This is a genomic window from Allobosea rubneri (genome assembly GCF_032464875.1).
GTDB lineage: Bacteria > Pseudomonadota > Alphaproteobacteria > Rhizobiales > Beijerinckiaceae > Allobosea > Allobosea rubneri.
Map to the genome: position 1 here is coordinate 1 of NZ_JAWDID010000085.1, position 16,243 is coordinate 16,243.

At 61.9% G+C, this 16,243-nt stretch carries 13 protein-coding genes and 1 pseudogene; 3 read left to right on the top strand and 11 right to left on the bottom strand.

Annotation, left to right across the window (positions count from 1 at the left end):
* Positions 1–3,156: 3,156 nt before the first annotated feature.
* The 3 genes and pseudogenes from RKE40_RS28160 to RKE40_RS28170 form a co-directional block, all read right to left on the bottom strand.
* A pseudogene (locus RKE40_RS28160) lies at positions 3,157–4,524 on the bottom strand (transglycosylase domain-containing protein); the annotation flags it as partial.
* Between the two features lie 468 nt (positions 4,525–4,992).
* Positions 4,993–5,676, bottom strand: coding sequence for an SMC-Scp complex subunit ScpB (gene scpB, locus RKE40_RS28165; RefSeq protein WP_316021482.1), 684 nt, complete (start codon positions 5,674–5,676; stop codon positions 4,993–4,995).
* Positions 5,677–5,678: 2 nt separating this feature from the next.
* Positions 5,679–6,629, bottom strand: a complete 951-nt coding sequence (locus tag RKE40_RS28170) for a DUF1403 family protein (RefSeq protein ID WP_390893561.1) — start codon at positions 6,627–6,629, stop codon at positions 5,679–5,681.
* 282 nt (positions 6,630–6,911) lie between these two features.
* Between RKE40_RS28170 and RKE40_RS28175 the strand changes: the two genes are divergently transcribed.
* From RKE40_RS28175 to RKE40_RS28185, 3 genes are read left to right on the top strand one after another with little or no spacing between them, the layout of a single operon-like run.
* Positions 6,912–7,166, top strand: a complete 255-nt coding sequence (locus RKE40_RS28175; RefSeq protein WP_316021471.1) for a type II toxin-antitoxin system VapB family antitoxin — start codon at positions 6,912–6,914, stop codon at positions 7,164–7,166.
* Positions 7,166–7,552: a type II toxin-antitoxin system VapC family toxin gene (locus RKE40_RS28180; protein ID WP_316021472.1), complete on the top strand. Its 387-nt coding sequence runs from the start codon at positions 7,166–7,168 to the stop codon at positions 7,550–7,552. Before RKE40_RS28175 ends, RKE40_RS28180 begins: the two co-directional genes overlap by 1 nt.
* 3 nt (positions 7,553–7,555) lie before the next feature.
* Entirely contained in the window at positions 7,556–8,638 is a 1,083-nt protein-coding gene (locus tag RKE40_RS28185) for a tyrosine-type recombinase/integrase (RefSeq protein ID WP_316021473.1), read from the top strand.
* A gap of 39 nt (positions 8,639–8,677) precedes the next feature.
* Here the strand turns inward: RKE40_RS28185 and RKE40_RS28190 are convergent, their stop codons facing one another.
* From RKE40_RS28190 to RKE40_RS28225, 8 genes are all read right to left on the bottom strand, one after another.
* Positions 8,678–8,950 carry an HU family DNA-binding protein gene (locus RKE40_RS28190; RefSeq protein WP_316021474.1) on the bottom strand — a complete coding sequence of 91 codons (273 nt, stop codon included), beginning with the start codon at positions 8,948–8,950 and terminating at the stop codon, positions 8,678–8,680.
* A gap of 128 nt (positions 8,951–9,078) precedes the next feature.
* Positions 9,079–9,597 (bottom strand): RES family NAD+ phosphorylase, encoded by a 519-nt coding sequence (locus RKE40_RS28195; protein WP_316021475.1) that lies wholly within the window; start codon positions 9,595–9,597, stop codon positions 9,079–9,081.
* Complete coding sequence (locus tag RKE40_RS28200) at positions 9,594–9,983, bottom strand: antitoxin Xre/MbcA/ParS toxin-binding domain-containing protein (RefSeq protein WP_316021476.1); 390 nt, start codon at positions 9,981–9,983, stop codon at positions 9,594–9,596. The genes RKE40_RS28195 and RKE40_RS28200 overlap by 4 nt, the downstream gene beginning before the upstream one ends.
* A gap of 463 nt (positions 9,984–10,446) precedes the next feature.
* Positions 10,447–10,749 carry a WGR domain-containing protein gene (locus tag RKE40_RS28205; RefSeq protein ID WP_316021477.1) on the bottom strand — a complete coding sequence of 101 codons (303 nt, stop codon included), beginning with the start codon at positions 10,747–10,749 and terminating at the stop codon, positions 10,447–10,449.
* Between the two features lie 104 nt (positions 10,750–10,853).
* Positions 10,854–12,080, bottom strand: a complete 1,227-nt coding sequence (repC, locus tag RKE40_RS28210) for a plasmid replication protein RepC (protein WP_316021478.1) — start codon at positions 12,078–12,080, stop codon at positions 10,854–10,856.
* A gap of 247 nt (positions 12,081–12,327) precedes the next feature.
* Positions 12,328–13,326: a plasmid partitioning protein RepB gene (gene repB / locus RKE40_RS28215; protein ID WP_316021479.1), complete on the bottom strand. Its 999-nt coding sequence runs from the start codon at positions 13,324–13,326 to the stop codon at positions 12,328–12,330.
* Between the two features lie 355 nt (positions 13,327–13,681).
* Positions 13,682–14,905 carry a plasmid partitioning protein RepA gene (repA, locus tag RKE40_RS28220; RefSeq protein ID WP_316021480.1) on the bottom strand — a complete coding sequence of 408 codons (1,224 nt, stop codon included), beginning with the start codon at positions 14,903–14,905 and terminating at the stop codon, positions 13,682–13,684.
* A gap of 592 nt (positions 14,906–15,497) precedes the next feature.
* Entirely contained in the window at positions 15,498–15,713 is a 216-nt protein-coding gene (locus tag RKE40_RS28225) for a helix-turn-helix domain-containing protein (protein ID WP_316021481.1), read from the bottom strand.
* Positions 15,714–16,243: the final 530 nt, after the last annotated feature.

Below are 16,243 nucleotides of genomic sequence, written 5' to 3' on the forward strand. Positions count from 1 at the left end.
TGCTCTGCCGGTGCTTTCTCCGGCCCGGATTTCTGTCTCATCTGCGCTCCAAAATGGCTGCGATGATCCAGAAATCCTCCCTTCCCGAAAACCCCTGAACTGTCTCAAGGGCGCTGACGGCAGACACTCTCCAACAGCGTTTCGAGATCCGTCGCAGGGCGGAGCGATGTCCCCCAGGGACCGAAGGGCGGTGAGATCGAGGCGGGTTTGAAGGACCGAAAGGTCACCTCGCGAAAAAGCGTGATCCACCACTCGTCGGACCCAACCATGAAGCGGCCAACGCGCCGACTTCGGAGGAAGCCAGAGACCTGGTGGGACTGTTGGCCCTCGACCCTTAGGCGACCCGGCAGACATGCTTCGGTCTCACTGAGATTGCTTACTTACGTTGAGTGCCGGATAGATAAGAATATATAACGGCCAGATAAAAAGGAAAAAATCCTGAAAGAAGAATCGTTTCAAAGGCGATCGCGGTAAAGTTTGTTAGGTAATTATCCCAGAGTTGATAAATAAAGAACCCCTGAATAACCAATAAAAATGCAACTAAAATGAGTACAGTCAACGACATATTTGTTCGTCCATCGCCATTCTTGCCAAAATCGGTCTTAATTAATATATAACAGGAGATCGAAGAGGCGCATATGTAAAACACTAATATAATCATAGATAATCTTATAGGCATCGGCACGAAGCCGACAAAAATAACAATCGTAATATATATCCACAAATAGTGATTGAATATCGACCGTTGAATTGGCGATGCCTTAAAATTTCCAATCTCAAAGTTCATGACGCACATCTCAAATCATCGACATTCCCCATTAGCACATTTCGCAAAGGTCCGCTCAGGACCGAACTGGGACATTTGGCACGTCATCAAGCTTGACACCCATGGCCCAATAGAGAAACCCGCCGGCTAGGGCGGGTTGGAAGGCGGTGATTGGCTAGGAATGCCAAGGATCTGGCTGAGATAACTTGAGACAGGGCGATGTGCTGGGTGGTAGAGTGGAGCCACGTCATCGGCTCGGCCTTCAGACGAGTCGATGGGGAGAGCCGGGGCTTCGCTGGACCGTCGCCCCGGCTCGTTAGACTCGACTCCGTCCCTCACCCTGCGGCAGGATCAGGCGGCCTAAGGGCTTGGGAGGATTGAACGGGGAATAATCTTCATGTTTCGTACGACCTGATCGCGCCGGAAAAGAATTACGACGACGTAATCACAGCCGTTAAGAGCCTTGGTGACTGGGCGAATATCCACAAATCGTTCTGGTATGTCGAATCAGGCTACACTGCGGCTGAAGCCACAGAGATTATCAGGAAAGCCGCCGATACCAACGATAAGCTATACGTCGTAGACGCGACCAATAACACCGCCAGTTGGGTGAACCTTGGCGATGATGTTGCGTCTTATATCAAGAGGCAATGGAACACTTAGTCTCGCCAACGCCGCCGTCGCAAAGGCCCGAGAAATCCTCATTGCGGTTCGACCCGTAACGAACGCCCTCAATGTGGATCAGAAGAACTCACCGCGCCCGGCGTCCAGCCATCTTAAGCGATCGATGAGGTCAGATAGACGGCACGCGCCGGCGCTCGTCAGACCCGCCCCGGCTCGTAGGTGATGCCGTCGAGCCGCACGTAGTCGCCCGAGCCGAGATAGGCGAGGATCAACTCGCCGGTCAGCGAGATGCCGATGCGCGCCGATCCTGCGGTATCCTTCGAGACGTCCCAGGAGCCAAGGCGGGCCGGCCAGAGATGGCGCGGCAGCTTGTAGATCACCGTGCCGTTGGTTTTGGTACCGGCGGTGAGTGTGCCGCCGAGATGGACGGTCGAGCCGTCGAGCCGGTAGCTCGCGTTCACCGGCCCCTGCGTCCAGCCGTTCTGCAGCCGATAGGCATTGATCGGCAGGTTCCGCGCCAGCGTGCCGCGACTGTCGAGCCGCTTCATGTCGGAGAGGATGGCGCGCGCGATCAGCCAGCCCTTGTGCTTGTAGAAGTGCGCGGCGGGATGGAGGTTGCCGCGGTCGACCGGCTCCGGCAGCACCGCGACATTGCGCAGGTTCGCCGTGACATAGCCGGTCCAGGACATCAGCCGCACAACCGTGTAGCCGCGCCGCCCGGCGAACCAGAGCACGGCCTGGCGCGTATCGGCGCCCTTCTCGTAATTGGCGGTGTCGCGGCCATAGCCCGGGACCAGCGACGGATCGAGCCACTCGGCCGGTACGCCGATGATCGGCCGGCAGCTCTGCGCCTCGAGGTAGTCGCACATCGCCTTGTAGTTGAAGAGCGTATCGTGCGGCGCGGCCGAGGGCCTGCCCTGGATATCGTTGGTACAGGCGTCGATGAACCAGAAGGAGGCCCCGTCGGTGCCTTTCGCGAGCAGCTTGGTCATCTGCTCGGCGGAGTTCTGCCCGGAGACGGCGCGGTTCACGGTCAGGAAGACCCGGCCGCCCAGCTCGAGGTCGAGGAAGTGCGCGGCCCAGTCGACGGCGTTGCCGACGATGCCGGGATCGAGCTGGCTGTCGCCGGAGAAGCCGACGATGCTGCCGCGGGTACCGGCCGCCTCGGCATTGCGGGTGCGGGTCGGATAGCTGATCCGGATGGTGCGGGTGCCGATGCCGATCGAGCCCCAGCCGACCGCGATGATATCGCCCGGCGTCGTCAGCGGCTGGACGAAGCCGTCCTTTCCGGCAAGGCGCAGCATCCAGCTGTTCGGGCTGCGGATCTGGGCGCCCCAGCTGACATTGCCGGCGGCGTAGTTGGCTTGCGTCGTGTTGCCGTCCCAGGTCACGCCAGTCGTCATCAGGCCCTGCTGGCCGATCAGCTTGGTCAGGATCCGGCCATTATCGACCACCGCGTCGGTCATGAACGCGGTCCAGCTCTCGGTGCAGAGCAGGATCAGGCAGCGGCTGAAGGCGCCTTCCGAGAAGACGGCGGAGACCTCGTCGCCGACCCTGACCACGGTCGCGCCATAGCGCATGCGCCCGTCATTGACGAGGTTGTAGTTCCAGTAGGAGACATAGTCGTTGAGGGCCTGGGCATCGGCGGCGTCGGCGGCGTGATCATCCGCGAAGGCCGTATCGCCGACGGGGAAGGCCTGGAAGAACAGGTCGCTGCCGGGATCGAGGCCGAGCACGCGCGAGCGATCGAGCGTGCACCACCGCGCCGGGACCGCTTCCATGGTGAGCTTCACCGCCACCGTGTTGAGCGAGAGCGCGAGAGCCCTGCGCAAGGTGATCGCCCCCCGATAGCCGCGGTCGTAGTTCTCTGGCCTCCAGCCGTTGATGTTGACCGGTGAATCGGTACGCACCGTGTCGGGGCGGAGGCCCCGCTCCAGCGCGGTCAGATACACGAAGGGCTTGAAGGACGAGCCCGGCTGGCGGCGGGCGGAGGTCGCCCGGTTGAAATGGCTCGCCTCGTAGTCCCGGCCGCCGACGAGCGCCGTCACGGCCCCGTCCGGCCGCATCGCCACGAAGGCACCCTGGCTCACATTGAACTTCTCGCCCTTGGCGTTGAGCTCGTCGACGAGCACACGCTCGGCAACTGTCTGCATGGGGGGCTCGAGGGTGGTCGAGACCGCGATGTCGGCATCGATGGTGCCGGCGACGTCATCGAGCACCTCCATCACGTAGTCGGCGGCATAATTGGCGGAGCCGGCGCCTTTTGGGCGCGAGAGTGCGGTCGGCGCGTCGAGAGCCGTTCTGGCCATGTCGGGCGTGATGAAGCCGAGCTCCTTCATGGCCGCGATCACGAGCACGGCGCGCGCTTGCGCGGCTTCTCGGTTTCGGTTGGGAGCGAGGCGCGAAGGGGACTGGACGAGACCGGCGAGCATGGCGGCTTCTGGTAGCGATACGTCGCGGGCAGACTTGCCGAAATAGCGCTGGGCCGCCGCCTCGACGCCATAGGCGCCCGCGCCGAAATAGACCCGGTTGAGATAGAGTTCGAGAATCTGGTCCTTGCTGTAGTTGTGCTCCAGCCAGAGCGACAGGATCGCTTCCTGGATCTTGCGCGAGATCGTGCGCTCCTGGGTCAGGAACAGGTTCTTCGCGAGCTGCTGTGTTAGGGTCGAGCCGCCCTGGAGGCCGCCATCATGGGTCAGGTTGCGGTAGGCCGCACGGGCGAGGCCCATCAGGTCGACGCCCCAACGGTCGTAAAACCGCCTGTCCTCGATGGCGACGAAGGCCTTGGGCAGATAGGGCGATAACTCGTCCAAAGAGACCTTGCGACCGCCCGTCTCGCCACGATTGGCGAGAAACGAGCCGTCGCTCGCCAGGATGGCGATGTTCGGAGGCCGTTTCGGCACCGTGAGCTGATCGATTGGAGGCAGCTTCGAGGCGTAATAGGCGATGCCACCGCCCAGGACGACGACGCCGCACAGGCAGAGCGCGAGCCCGGCATAAACCGCTCTGCGCAAGAAGGAACCACCGCCGGCACGGCGGGCTCCCTCGGGCTGGCAGTGCTCATCATCGTCAGTTTGAGGGCTTTGCCGGCGCTCCGGGGTTTCGCCCTTCCTGCCCTCGGACGCGGGGCGGATATCCGGTTCTTGGGCCCCTATGGCGAGCCCGTCGACGGTCGGCTCGCGCCGGTCATGTTCGGTCGCCACGCGATCAACCCTCTGGTAGAGCTGTCGGTACGATCGGGCATTTCCGAGCCTGGCCCGACGCATCGATGCGTTTGCTGAACCTGACGAAGAGCACGTCCACCGATCAGCGCGACGCTCTGCGCACGGCACGCGAAACAGAGGGACCGGAGAGCGCACCCGCCGCACCGCCAACAACAGCACCGATCGGACCGGCGACCACGGCACCAGTGCCCGCGCCAACTGCTGCACCGCCGATGCGCTGCTCGACCTTGTTACCGCAGGCTCCCAGCATAAGACACAGAGTTGTGAGTGCCAGTATCGACGGTCGCATGTTGAACTTTCTCTAAACGTGAGCCGGCTGCGGCAAGCCCGGCCGATCCGGTTCTAAGCCAACTTGGACTTTTGCGTGGCGCTCCATATCTACGCCTCGTCGCTGAGATCCGGCGGCGGCGGATCATCCTGCTCGCCGATGGCCGTGATTGGAATCTCCCCCGCGAGCAGCCTGTCCTTGCTGAGCAGGCCGGCATCCTCGAGCTTCTCGAAATCGGGCAGATCCCGCAGGGTTTCGAAGCCGAACTGCGACAGGAACGCCGAGGTTGTGACATAGGTATAGGGGGCGCCCGGCTGCGGGCTGCGCGGTCCGGCCGCGATAAAGCCGAGTTTCCGCAGATGGCCGACGGTGTCGCGGCTGACCTCCTTGCCAAAAACCTGGCCGAGTTCAGCCCGGGTGATCGGCTGAAAGTAGCCGATGCACAGCAACACCAGGCTCTCAGATTGAGACAAAGCCTTGTCGTCGCGCGCGCCAACGCCGGTGGCCGTTCGGATAGCGACTCCAAATGCTTTCTTCGTCCGGTGCTGCCAGCCACCAGCGACCGAGACGAGCTCATAGGGCCGCCCGCGCAATTCGGCGCGAATATCGTCGATCAGCAGGTCGATGCTGCAGTCGCGGCCGACCACGCGCGCCAGAACCGCGCGCCCGACCGGCTCGGACGAAGCAAAAATCACGGCCTCGACGCGCCCCATCCATTCGCGCCAGCGCAACTCCGGCGGCATGTCAGCGAGCTCGGTGTCGAACAGGTCCTCCGTTTGGGAGCGCCTCGCCATGGTCAAAGCCCATAGAGCCGAAAGCTGGCGCGCCCGGAAAGCTCGCGCACCGCGTTGAGCGCGGTCAAGCGCTCGAACAAGCGGCGGGCCCCCCAGCGCGTGAGATCTCTCGTCTGCAGTGTGCCGGACACAGCATCATCCGCGAGCAACAGCTGAACCACCTCCCCTGCCCCTTTTGCCCGCAGTTTTGGCGCGACCTCGATAAGCCGCGCGGCCGGCGGCGCGATCTCGCCGGCGAGCCGGCAGGCTTCTGCGGCCGCCAGGGCAAGCGCAACGCAAACCGCGCGCTCAAATCCCTGATCCCCTGCCCTCACCCGCCCGCGGCCATTCGCAGCCCGAAAGGCCGGGCCTGGAACCTGTGCCATCAAGAGCGGCACCGGCAGTGACCAGCGTAAGCGCGCAGCGAGCACCCGGTCCGCCAGCCACCAGCCGAGGAGGCTAGCCTCCGGGCGGATCTGCTGAACCTCGGCGATGATGGCCGCCGCGACGAGCGGAGCCGGGTGAGCGGAGCGGGCGAGCTCGTCGAGGCGTTCGGGTAGCGCTGCGAACTCCTCGCTCCAGCGCAGGCCAAGCAGGCCGGCGACCGCGCGCAGCTCCTCCGGGCTGAGCCTGGGCGCGCGGCCGGCCAGTCGTCTCCAGGCGACCAGCAGATTGCCTGCCGGCCCAGGATCACTATGAGCAGCCCGCAAATGCCAAGCGTCGCGCAGTTCCGCCTCGTCTTCGGTGCGGCCGGCCAGCTCGACCGCCGCAACCGCACATTTCAGGGCGAGCCGCTGGCGCCAGGCGCCGGCCCAGAGCGGCTCGGCGCGCACGAGATTATCGAGCGAAGTCAAGGCTGCCCCGGCCAGGAACGCCGCCTCGGCATCGCTCGCGACTTGGCCGCGCGGGATGGCCCAGCCCGGCACCAGCGGCGGCGCGGCTGGGCGGACAGCGCTGGAATCGGGTTTTGGCATCGTCCGAAGCATAACGCATTTGTGCGCTTTAAGTAATCTTTCTTGCCTGTAAGCGCACCGACTGTCTGGCAAACGAAAAGACCGATAATCTTGCATTATCGGTCATTTATCTCATTATAATAGAGACGCGCGATTTGGCGCTCGGGCAGGCTGCCGACGGCCTTGGGTCGAGCCCCGCGCCGCCAAATCAGCCGAGAATTCGGAGGCCGCAGGCGTCGTCGAATTTGCCCCCGACGGATAGTTCAGGTAGAATATAGACGAATAGGAACCTGGATTCCAAAAATGGCGCTGAGCATCAAAGACCCGAAGACCGAGAAGCTGGCGCGCGCCCTCGCCGAGCGCACGGGCGAGACCATCACCGTCGCGACCCGCCGGGCGATCGAGGAGCGCCTGAAGCGAATGGCGTCGCAAGGCCGCAAGGCAGCGCTGCTCGAGGACATGGAGGCGATGCAGCGACGTTTGGATGCGTTGCCGGTGCTCGATCCCCGCAGCCCCGATGAGATGATCGGCTACGACGAAAACGGCGTTCCAAACTGATGGTGATCGATACGTCCGCGATCGTCGCGATCTTCTTCAATGAGTCCGATGCTCCGAGGTATCGCGAACGCATCGCCGACGATCCCGTCCGGCTCATTTCGGCGCCGACTCTCGTTGAAGCTGCGATGGTCATTGAGGGGCGCTTTGGCGAGGCCGGCGGAGCAGAGCTCGATCTCTGGCTGCATAAGGCCGAGGTCGAGATCGTCGCTGTGACTGCCGAGCACGCTGACCAGGCGCGTCGGGCCTGGCGCCGTTATGGCAAAGGTCGCCACCCCGCCAGCCTCAACTTCGGCGACTGCTTTTCCTATGCACTCGCCGCGTTGACGGGCGAGCCGCTGCTGTTCAAGGGCAATGACTTTTCCCAGACCGACATTCAGGCGGCCTAGGCGATGGTGTCGCAGTCGACCCCACCTGTCGGCGAGGACGTCCAGACGTCCCCTGCCCTACCGGCCGTGACAGAGGCTGCACACCGCGCATCCATCCTGTCCACCCATCTCGAAAGCCTCGCCGATCGCGCCCGGGACTATGTCGAGGCCGCCAGCTCGGCCAATACGCGCCGGGCCTATGCCAGCGACTGGGCTCACTTCAACAATTGGTGCCGGCGCCAAAACCTCCCTGCAGTGCCGCCTGATCCTGAAATTGTTGGCCTCTACATCACGGCGCAGGCCTCCGGCGCGGCGAGAGCCGATCGCAAGCCGTTATCCGTCAGCACAATTGAACGCAGGCTCTCCGCGCTCGCCTGGAACTATGCGCAGCGCGGCCAGAAACTCGACCGCAAGGACCGGCATATTGCCACGGTGATGGCGGGCATCCGCAACACGCACGGACGGCCACCGGTGCAGAAGGAAGCCGTTCTGCCTGAAGACATCATTGCGATGCTCGAGACGCTCGATCGTGGCAGCCTACGGGGTCTACGGGATCGCGCCATGCTGCTGATCGGGTTCGCGGGAGGCCTGCGTCGATCTGAGATCGTGGCGCTTGATATCGGCAAGGATCAATCCGAGGACGCCCGCGGTTGGGTCGAGATCCTCGACAAGGGCATGATCGTTACCCTGCGCGGCAAGACCAGCTGGCGGGAGGTCGAGATTGGCCGGGGCTCTGCCGATGCGACCTGCCCTGTCGTGGCACTCCAGACCTGGCTTAAACTGGCCCGGATCGCCCATGGCCCGCTCTTTCGTCGAGTGACGGGTCAGGGCAAAGATGTCGGGCCCGATCGGCTTGACGACCAACAAGTGGCGCGGCTGGTCAAGAAGACCGCTCTTGCCGCCGGCGTGCGCGGCGATCTGTCTGAACGCGAACGGGCCGACAAATTTGCCGGGCACTCGCTGCGCGCCGGCCTTGCATCTTCGGCCGAGGTCGAAGAGCGCTACGTCCAAAAACAGCTTGGTCACGCTAGTGCCGAAATGACGCGCCGCTACCAACGCCGCCGCGATCGCTTCCGGGTCAATCTCACCAAAGCGGCAGGGCTTTAAACGGCCATTGCGGTTGGGCTGTATTGGCGCGCCGAACCCTTAAGCGATGGTGTCGGCCAGTTCCTTGGCAACCTTGAACTTCACGACAGTCTTCGCAGGAACGTCGATCACGGCGCCGGTCGAGGGATTGCGGGCCTGGCGCGCCTCGCGCTTTGCGGCTGAGAATTTGCCGATGCCGCCGATGACGACGTCGCCACCGTCCTTCAAGGACTGTGTTGCGACCTCAGCCACCGCGGTGAGGAGAGCGCCGACATCCGCCTTGCTCTTGCCGGTAGCTTCGGCAACCGCCGCAATAAGCTCGTTCTTGGTCATTGAAGGTCTCGCCTTTGGTGTCCGGATGCTCGGCATACCCCAAACAGGCCGGCGCGCAAATGTCGAGCGTCGGACTCAGCGCAGCCGGTCTAGGCGCCAATGTCCCCTCCCCTTCTGCCCGATCGGAATCAGCGCCAGGACAACTGATCCTTCGGGAGCCTGCCGCTCGGATCAAAGACGGTCACCTTGTGCAGCAGGTCCGGGCCCCACTTCCACAGCACCAGGTTGAGATCATCCACTTCAGCACCGGGCGCGAAGCTCGGCACGCATATACCAGCGGCACCCTGGGCTCTCAGCCGATCATAGATGGACCACGAGGCCGGGCGATGGCAATCGGCAAGCGCTGTGGCCCAGGCACAAGCTATCTCATCACATTTGATCGCATGTTCTCGCCTGCCCTGCTCCTTTGTCAGGTCCGCGACATCCTCGCAGTCGATCTCATAAGAGCACAGCACGCAGGGATCGATCCGGTGTGCAAAGCCTTGATTGGCCTCCTTGATCGCCGTCATGATGCTCAAGCTGAGATAAAGCGCAGGAATGCCCTTCGGATTGAAACGCGCGCCCCTGATTGCCGCGCCACCCCCGGACATCGGCTTGAAGGCCCAGCGCGGATCGTGCGCTCGGTAGCAGGTCCCGACAAACCTCACGCAAATCCGCCGACAGCCATGTGATCGAGATAGTCCCGAACGGCCGCAGCCTTACCCTCCTTGACGAGGGCCTCGGCCGTCCGCCCGCCGAACGCGGGCAGGGGCTGGGCCCGATACCAGGCCATGGCCTGCTCCTTGCCGCCAGCCCAGTCCGAGACGCGGCTGATGATCTCCAGCATTTCGCGGAGCCGCCCCTGGGCCTTTCGCGCACCGCTGCGCTCGGCTCGATAAAGCGTCTCACGAGCAAGGCCCGCCGTTTCAGCAAGCTGGGTTTTGGACATGCCGAATCCGTCCGCGAGCTGATCGATCGCGATCCTGCCGGCGCGATCCATATAGGTCAGGACCAAGGATTCGGTCGGCAGCGGAGCCTTCAAGGCATGAGCCATAAGTGCCACCTGTCACATCAAAGCGCATATTATCAGGACAGTATATATGACACTTGTGAGCTCGTTTCAATCTGAGCCCAGTTTGGGTCGAGTTTCTCCCCCGACAGGTCCACGCATATCGCCGACCCTGGCTCGGACCTGTCGCAATCAGGTCGAATGCGATCACAGACCGCTGCCAAGAAGCCATCGCACGAGGCCCGAATGACTCTTCCGGCCTCGTAACGCGGAAAGCTCAGCGAAGCAGCGGCAAAACGGTAGCCGCAGCGATCACCACGACAATTGCGGTCCGAAGCAGTACCCCGTCGATGCGAGCCATTGAGGCGTCAGAGCTATTAGATTTACGCATAACAACCGCCTCCCTAGGAAAAGCAGCTTCCCGCAACGCGAAGTCAGGCACAACGGTAATCTGCGATCCCGCGTGCGGCGATCACGCGCCTGTTGTCGGTCGGCAACGACGGGGCGCTCACTCCGCCCCCACGAGCTCTTCCTCTCCGTCCCCCCTGCCAACGATGCGATAGCCGCGCCTCGCCTTTCTCAGCAGCCAATCTTCAAGCGCCTCGGCGGCCTTGTCGAAATCCGGAAACAAATCCAGCCGCCGCCGGCCGGGATGGCCCCAGCGTCCCCATTCCCGAACGAGCGCAGCATCTCCAAAGAGCGTCGGTTCGACAGATAGAACGTAGAACCGCGCCATGTTTTGCGGCCGATCGGTCCGATCCAGCACGAGCATTTGCAGGCGGGGCGGATTCGAATTGAGGGTGCTGTCCATGCACGCATGTCACCCTCTGCCCAGGGCTCAGTCCAACGCAAAGGCTGAATCGATCCCGCGCCAACGATTCACGCGCTTGATGAAAGAGCAGTTCGCTGCTCCGGCTAGGCACGCTGCTTCTCGCGCTTGCGACTGCCGATCAGCGCCATCAGCATCGGCCCGAGCGAGAATTCACCGGCCTCGGCCTTTCGTGTCAGGCCGCGCAGATACCCTCCTGCACTGCTGATCGCTTCTCCGCGCTGCAGAATAGCGGCCACGACAACCGTCGCCTCGCTTTCGCCCATGACGCTTTGCGCATCGAACCAGGCGCTGGGACTGATCCCCAGCATGGGGCGCACAACCGCCACCGCAGCCTGGAAGTCGCGCCAGTTACTGATGCCGCCCCGACTGTAGTCGATGATGTCAGGGCAAGCGTCCAGAACCATCCCCAAAGGGTACGTCCTTTCTGGCATCCGCTCCGGTTCCGGTTCGAACGCGACAATCGCCCCCCTGCTCTCTCGAGAGCGAGGTTCAAGATCAGTAAGGGAGTCTGGATTTGAATTCTGTATGTGGCGCTCAGAATGAGACTCATTGCCGCTCGGATTCTGAGTTTTTAGATGGTCTTCCAACAGGTTGAGGATTTCATCGGCAAGCAACGATAGCTCCGTCGCAATCCCCTCGAGAGCCGCACGCGGTGCAGTGCGCGGAATCCGACCGGCAATGCTCCTGTAGAGCTCATGCAGCGTCATCCAGTCGGGGCCCTGGCCGTTGGACTGCGTTGGTACGCCCTCCTCGATCCCCGCCGCGATCATCTTGCAGATGTCCCGACGGCAGATCGTGATCCGTTCTCGAACGAGCTTCCGCGCCCGGTCTTCGGCGAGGACCTCTTCCGCCAGCGCTTCGAATTCTTCGGCGCGCACGACCAACGGGGCCAGGTCAAAGCCGAAAGCGAGCTCGATCTCTCCGCCCCTGCCCTTGCGGGCATAGCGCTTCCCGTTCGGGCTATCGCGCCGGATGATCAAGCCGCTATCAACCAGGACCGCGAGATGGCGGCGCAATGTCGCCGGCGGCATGCCATGAGCACGCAGGCAGAGTTGCTGGTTGGACGGAAACACCACCAGCCCCTCGCCTGTCAGCACCGTTTCCGGATGAAACGTCAGCAGCGCGTCGAGGACGGCCAAGGCCCGCTCCGTGACGCCCAGCCGGTTCTTGGCCGTGCAGATGGCTCGGAAGATATTCCATTTGTGGACCGCCTTTCCCGGCGGCCGTTTTTTCGCGTCCACTTGGCTTGCCACATGGGCAAGCGTCAGCATCCGCCGCCCAAAGGGCGTCGTCGAGATGTGGGTAACCACGTTCTTTCACCTGTCGTTAGGCAAAAGAAATCCGCTCGCCGAAGTGACGTTCTGTCTCATAAGAGACTCTTGACGGCGATTCGAGGAAGTGCGATTCTCTAGTTGTCACACGAGAGAAGGGCTTCCGGAACACCGTTTCGGGGGCCTTTTTCTTTTGCTGATTGTCAAAGCCTGTGATGCCTGAGGCAATCCCTCAGAACCGATGGCTGCTTCCCATTCTCCCTCCTCTGATTTGCCCCGCGATCAACTAGCCGCCCGAGTGTTCGGCAAACCGCCGCATCAACTCCGGCAACTCCAACCTCATGAAATCGGAAAAGGCTGCCGCGGCCTTGGCATCGACTGCCAAGCGAACTTCCCTTTCTCCAAAGGTTGCCTGCCCGAGACGGCGCCCTCCCGGGATGCGCAGGTCTACCCGTTCACTGCTTGATGCCGGCCGGTTTCCACCCGTGTCGATGACCTGCCAAACCGCTCGAAAGCGCTCGTCGCTATCGAGCGAACTCAGTCGCGCCTCTTTCAGCAACGCATCGACGGCCGAGCGCATTCTGGTGTCTTCAAGCTTTTCCGCCAATCCGAGCCAGCGCGCGCGTCCCGATTTGGGAGCCGGGCCGATACGGTGAATAATCGGCTCAGGGATCCGACGCGCTATCGTGATGTAGCGACTGAGATCAGCCTTGTCGGTCGAGAGTGCTGCAATGATGGTGTGACGGTCATATCCTGCATCTTCGAGACGCTTCGCAAACAACGCCTTTTCAATGAACGAGAGATCCTCACGGTCGAGATTTTCTCGACCCTGGGCCACAATCAACTCAGCGTCACTTAACTCGCGGACGATTGCCTTGACTTCGCGACCGAGTTTGGCGGCCGCACGCAGCCGCCGCCGCCCATAGGCAATTTGGAAGCGTCCAGCTTCACGCGGATGAGGGCGCACTAGAATAGGCACCTGCTGGCCGTTGTCGGCGATGCTGGCCGCAAGTTGCTCGAAACCTGGATCGACCTCGACAGCAATCCTGTCTGAAACCGTCGAGCCGTCGACTTGGCTGGGGTTGAGCCCAACCACAGTTTCGCCGGCGGACAGTTGCTGGCGGAGCTTGTCCACGACCTTGGCGTTCTCGGACATTTCCTGCAGCGAAGCGCCCATCGCGGCAACAGCACCGGTCCTCACGCGCTCAGGGGACTTCGCTGGCGAGGGCGCAGCGGCCTCCGGCTTCTTGAAGAAGAGCGAGTTTACCGTGTCCCTGCGGCTCATTTCCATTCTCCCTTGATTATGGCGAATGAGTTTGAGGTCTTTTGGGAGCTCCCAACATCGATGCCAAATGACTCGGGGCCAAGCGTCGGATCCTCGCTAGCCAACGATCCCTTGTTGTTGGGAACTCCCAACATCCACATCGCGACGGCGGTGCGGGAAAAACTCCACTCGCCCGCGGCCGCTCCAACCGCGAAGTTTGCTGGCACGTCGCGGATCCCCAAGCACCGAGCAGTTTCGCGTTGGGAGCTCCCAACGGCAGCGGTGAAGCACGCCGGTGTCGACGAACTGACGCGCCCGGGGCAGGGGACAGCAGCCCGTGCTTCTGATCGCGCCAAGACAGCGGGACGCGGACGTGTCACGAACGCCTCCCCCACGCAGCCTTGATGAGCCCCTCGATCTCGTCGTTGACGGCGCTCAACGATTCCATCGCCCGATCATACGTCGTGCGCGTCAAGTTCTCTCTGCCGATCTCATAGAGCGTCTGCTTGGTAAGGCCCGCGTCCGAGACAGCAGCCGATTTCACCATCGCGTTAGTCAGAACAAAATCGTCGAAGAGATTGCGCAGCAGCGCCGCGACTTTGGTCTGCGGTCCATCCTGTGGTTCGTAACGCGTTAGCAGATAGCGAAGGAAGTCATACTTCAGCTCTCCGCCAGCCTCTCGAACGACGGCGAGCAAGTCGCGCGTCATCAGCAAGAACTGGCTCATAGAGGCGACATCGAGCATCTGGGGATGGATCGTCACAATCATCGCCGTCGCAGCGCAAAGCCCGCTGAGTGTCAGGAAGCCGAGTTGCGGCGGACAGTCGATGACGATTACGTCATATCGGTTCGCAACTTCATCGAATGCCCGCGCGACGCGCGTAAAGAACAGCCCATCTCTCGCACGATCGTTCGCGACAAGCGCCTTGGGTGTCGCGTGCTCGAACTCCATCAGCTCGAGGTTTCCGGGCACAAGGTCAAGGCCATCGAAATAAGTTGGCCGGATCACTTCGGTGAGCGGGCGCTGTTCGTCGTCGTAGCGGATCGCCGCGTATAATGTCTGGTTGGCTAGGACATCCGTCTCGGGCAGAAAGCCGAGGAGGGCGGAGAGACTCGCCTGAGGATCGAGGTCCACGGCCAGAACCCGATAGCCCTGTAGTGCCAGGTGCTGAGCTAAGTGCGCCGAGGTGGTGGTCTTACCGGAACCACCTTTGAAGTTTGTAACGGCAATTACCTGGAGGTGTTCGCCAGGACGCCGGTGGGGGAGGAACTCCACGCTTTCTCGCCCGCGAGCGGACTTGGCCAGGACGTGGCGAACTTCGTTGATCTGGCCGAGTGTATACAGGCGACGTCCGCTGCTGTTGATGTCAGGCATCGGTCCTTCGCCGGCTAATGTCATTTTCCGAAGCGTTGAATCCGAAATGCCTATGAGACGCGCCGCCTCGCCCGACGTGAAGCGGCGCAGCACCTTTCTAGATGTAGGCGGAAAAAGTGCCTCACTCATCGCCTGAAGCTGCGAACTGAGCAGCTCGGCCTGTGCGCCGATCGTCTCGTCGACGCTAGCGATCAAGCTACGCGAATGTTCTGCGGGGGCGCTCACGTTTTGATTCTTTCATCACGGATTTTTGGGCAGTTCGCCCGTTTCTCCGTGACGATACCAACGGGCCATTCCCGCGCAAGGAATTAGTGGTAAACCAAACCTTAACGGGAGGCGTTTGCCAACGACACCCCATACGAAATAGCCCATTATTTCAGCTAGTTAAGCCATTTTGTCTCCCGACGGACAGACTTGTGGCCTCCTAGCTCGGAACTCCCAGATCGCCAGTGACGGACGAGATTTCCTCCGAACAACACCGATTCCCGAAGTCTAGCCCCCGAATCGTGCGAAGGAATTCATGCCGAGCTTGCACAACAGGGCGAAGGGAGGGGAGGGTGTCACGGCAAGTGCGCCAGCAAGCAAACTGGGGACTGGCCAGCGACGGCCGGGACGGAGCCACTCTGGGAGCCTGTGCGACTATCGTCTCTGCCGCTCCTTCGGACTTATCAAAGCCCGGCTCGGCAGCCTGACGCGTTGTAGAAATTCTGACCCCATGTCAGCACAGCAGACCGTTTTTCCTCGTCGAATGGGATTTTCCAGCTGCGCCGGACAAAACGCAGGACGCAAGGCCCTGGCGGAGGCCGCGTTACGGCACCTACGAACTCGGACGCTCGAGGAGCTCCGTGATTTTTACATTCAGCGCCATCGCCGCACGCTCCAGCGTAGTCAGCGTCGGATTACGAACGCCGCGCTCTAGCCCGCTAACGTACGTCTGTTCGACGCCCATACGAACTGCAATTTCATCCTGAGATAGCCCTGCTGCTACGCGGATTCTCCGCATGTTTTTTCCGAGGGTCTGCCGAACGTCCATGAGCTGAACGAAGCGCGGTCCCTCTTGTCATTTCTAGGTATTATAGTATCTAAGTTACGAATCGCGCTCCGTTAGCGCTGTCTCGAAGCCAGCGGCACTCGTTGTCGCGCGAAAATTCTGGATCGTCAGGCCGCATCAGGATGCCCCCCGAAGAGGCTCACATTGGAAGAAACTCCCGTGAACAACGAAACCGTTTGAGCGGCGCCGGCATGCGCGCATTTGCCAACATCGCGAAGCGGTGGGGCTATCGCACCGGCGCCGACAGTCATTGCTCGAATGCCAACCGATCGATTTGGAGCGCTGGAAACGCATCGCAAAACAACTCGGGACCGAGCAGCTCGCTTTGCACCCGATACTCTCTGGAGAAGATCAGCGGTCCTGGGCGCCTTCTCCGACTTGCGTCGATACCGTTGAAAAAGTCGGCCAGCTGAGCGTCGCCGCGGTGTGGCGGATTTGGCCGACTGAGGCTCGCCCTCTCATGCTGGCCTGATCTGAGGTCCATTCGGCAGGAGCTTGGCGAGCTTTCTGAG

What these genes read in the sequence shown, in the direction of transcription:
- RKE40_RS28225 (WP_316021481.1), bottom strand. Translation starts at nt 15,713, where the DNA reads ATGGACGTTCGGCAGACCCTCGGAAAAAACATGCGGAGAATCCGCGTA.
- RKE40_RS28175 (WP_316021471.1), top strand. Translation starts at nt 6,912, where the DNA reads ATGGCGCTGAGCATCAAAGACCCGAAGACCGAGAAGCTGGCGCGCGCC.
- repB (WP_316021479.1), bottom strand. Translation starts at nt 13,326, where the DNA reads ATGAGCCGCAGGGACACGGTAAACTCGCTCTTCTTCAAGAAGCCGGAG.
- scpB (WP_316021482.1), bottom strand. Translation starts at nt 5,676, where the DNA reads ATGGCGAGGCGCTCCCAAACGGAGGACCTGTTCGACACCGAGCTCGCT.
- RKE40_RS28170 (WP_390893561.1), bottom strand. Translation starts at nt 6,629, where the DNA reads ATGCCAAAACCCGATTCCAGCGCTGTCCGCCCAGCCGCGCCGCCGCTG.
- RKE40_RS28200 (WP_316021476.1), bottom strand. Translation starts at nt 9,983, where the DNA reads ATGGCTCATGCCTTGAAGGCTCCGCTGCCGACCGAATCCTTGGTCCTG.
- RKE40_RS28190 (WP_316021474.1), bottom strand. Translation starts at nt 8,950, where the DNA reads ATGACCAAGAACGAGCTTATTGCGGCGGTTGCCGAAGCTACCGGCAAG.
- RKE40_RS28185 (WP_316021473.1), top strand. Translation starts at nt 7,556, where the DNA reads ATGGTGTCGCAGTCGACCCCACCTGTCGGCGAGGACGTCCAGACGTCC.
- RKE40_RS28205 (WP_316021477.1), bottom strand. Translation starts at nt 10,749, where the DNA reads ATGGACAGCACCCTCAATTCGAATCCGCCCCGCCTGCAAATGCTCGTG.
- RKE40_RS28180 (WP_316021472.1), top strand. Translation starts at nt 7,166, where the DNA reads ATGGTGATCGATACGTCCGCGATCGTCGCGATCTTCTTCAATGAGTCC.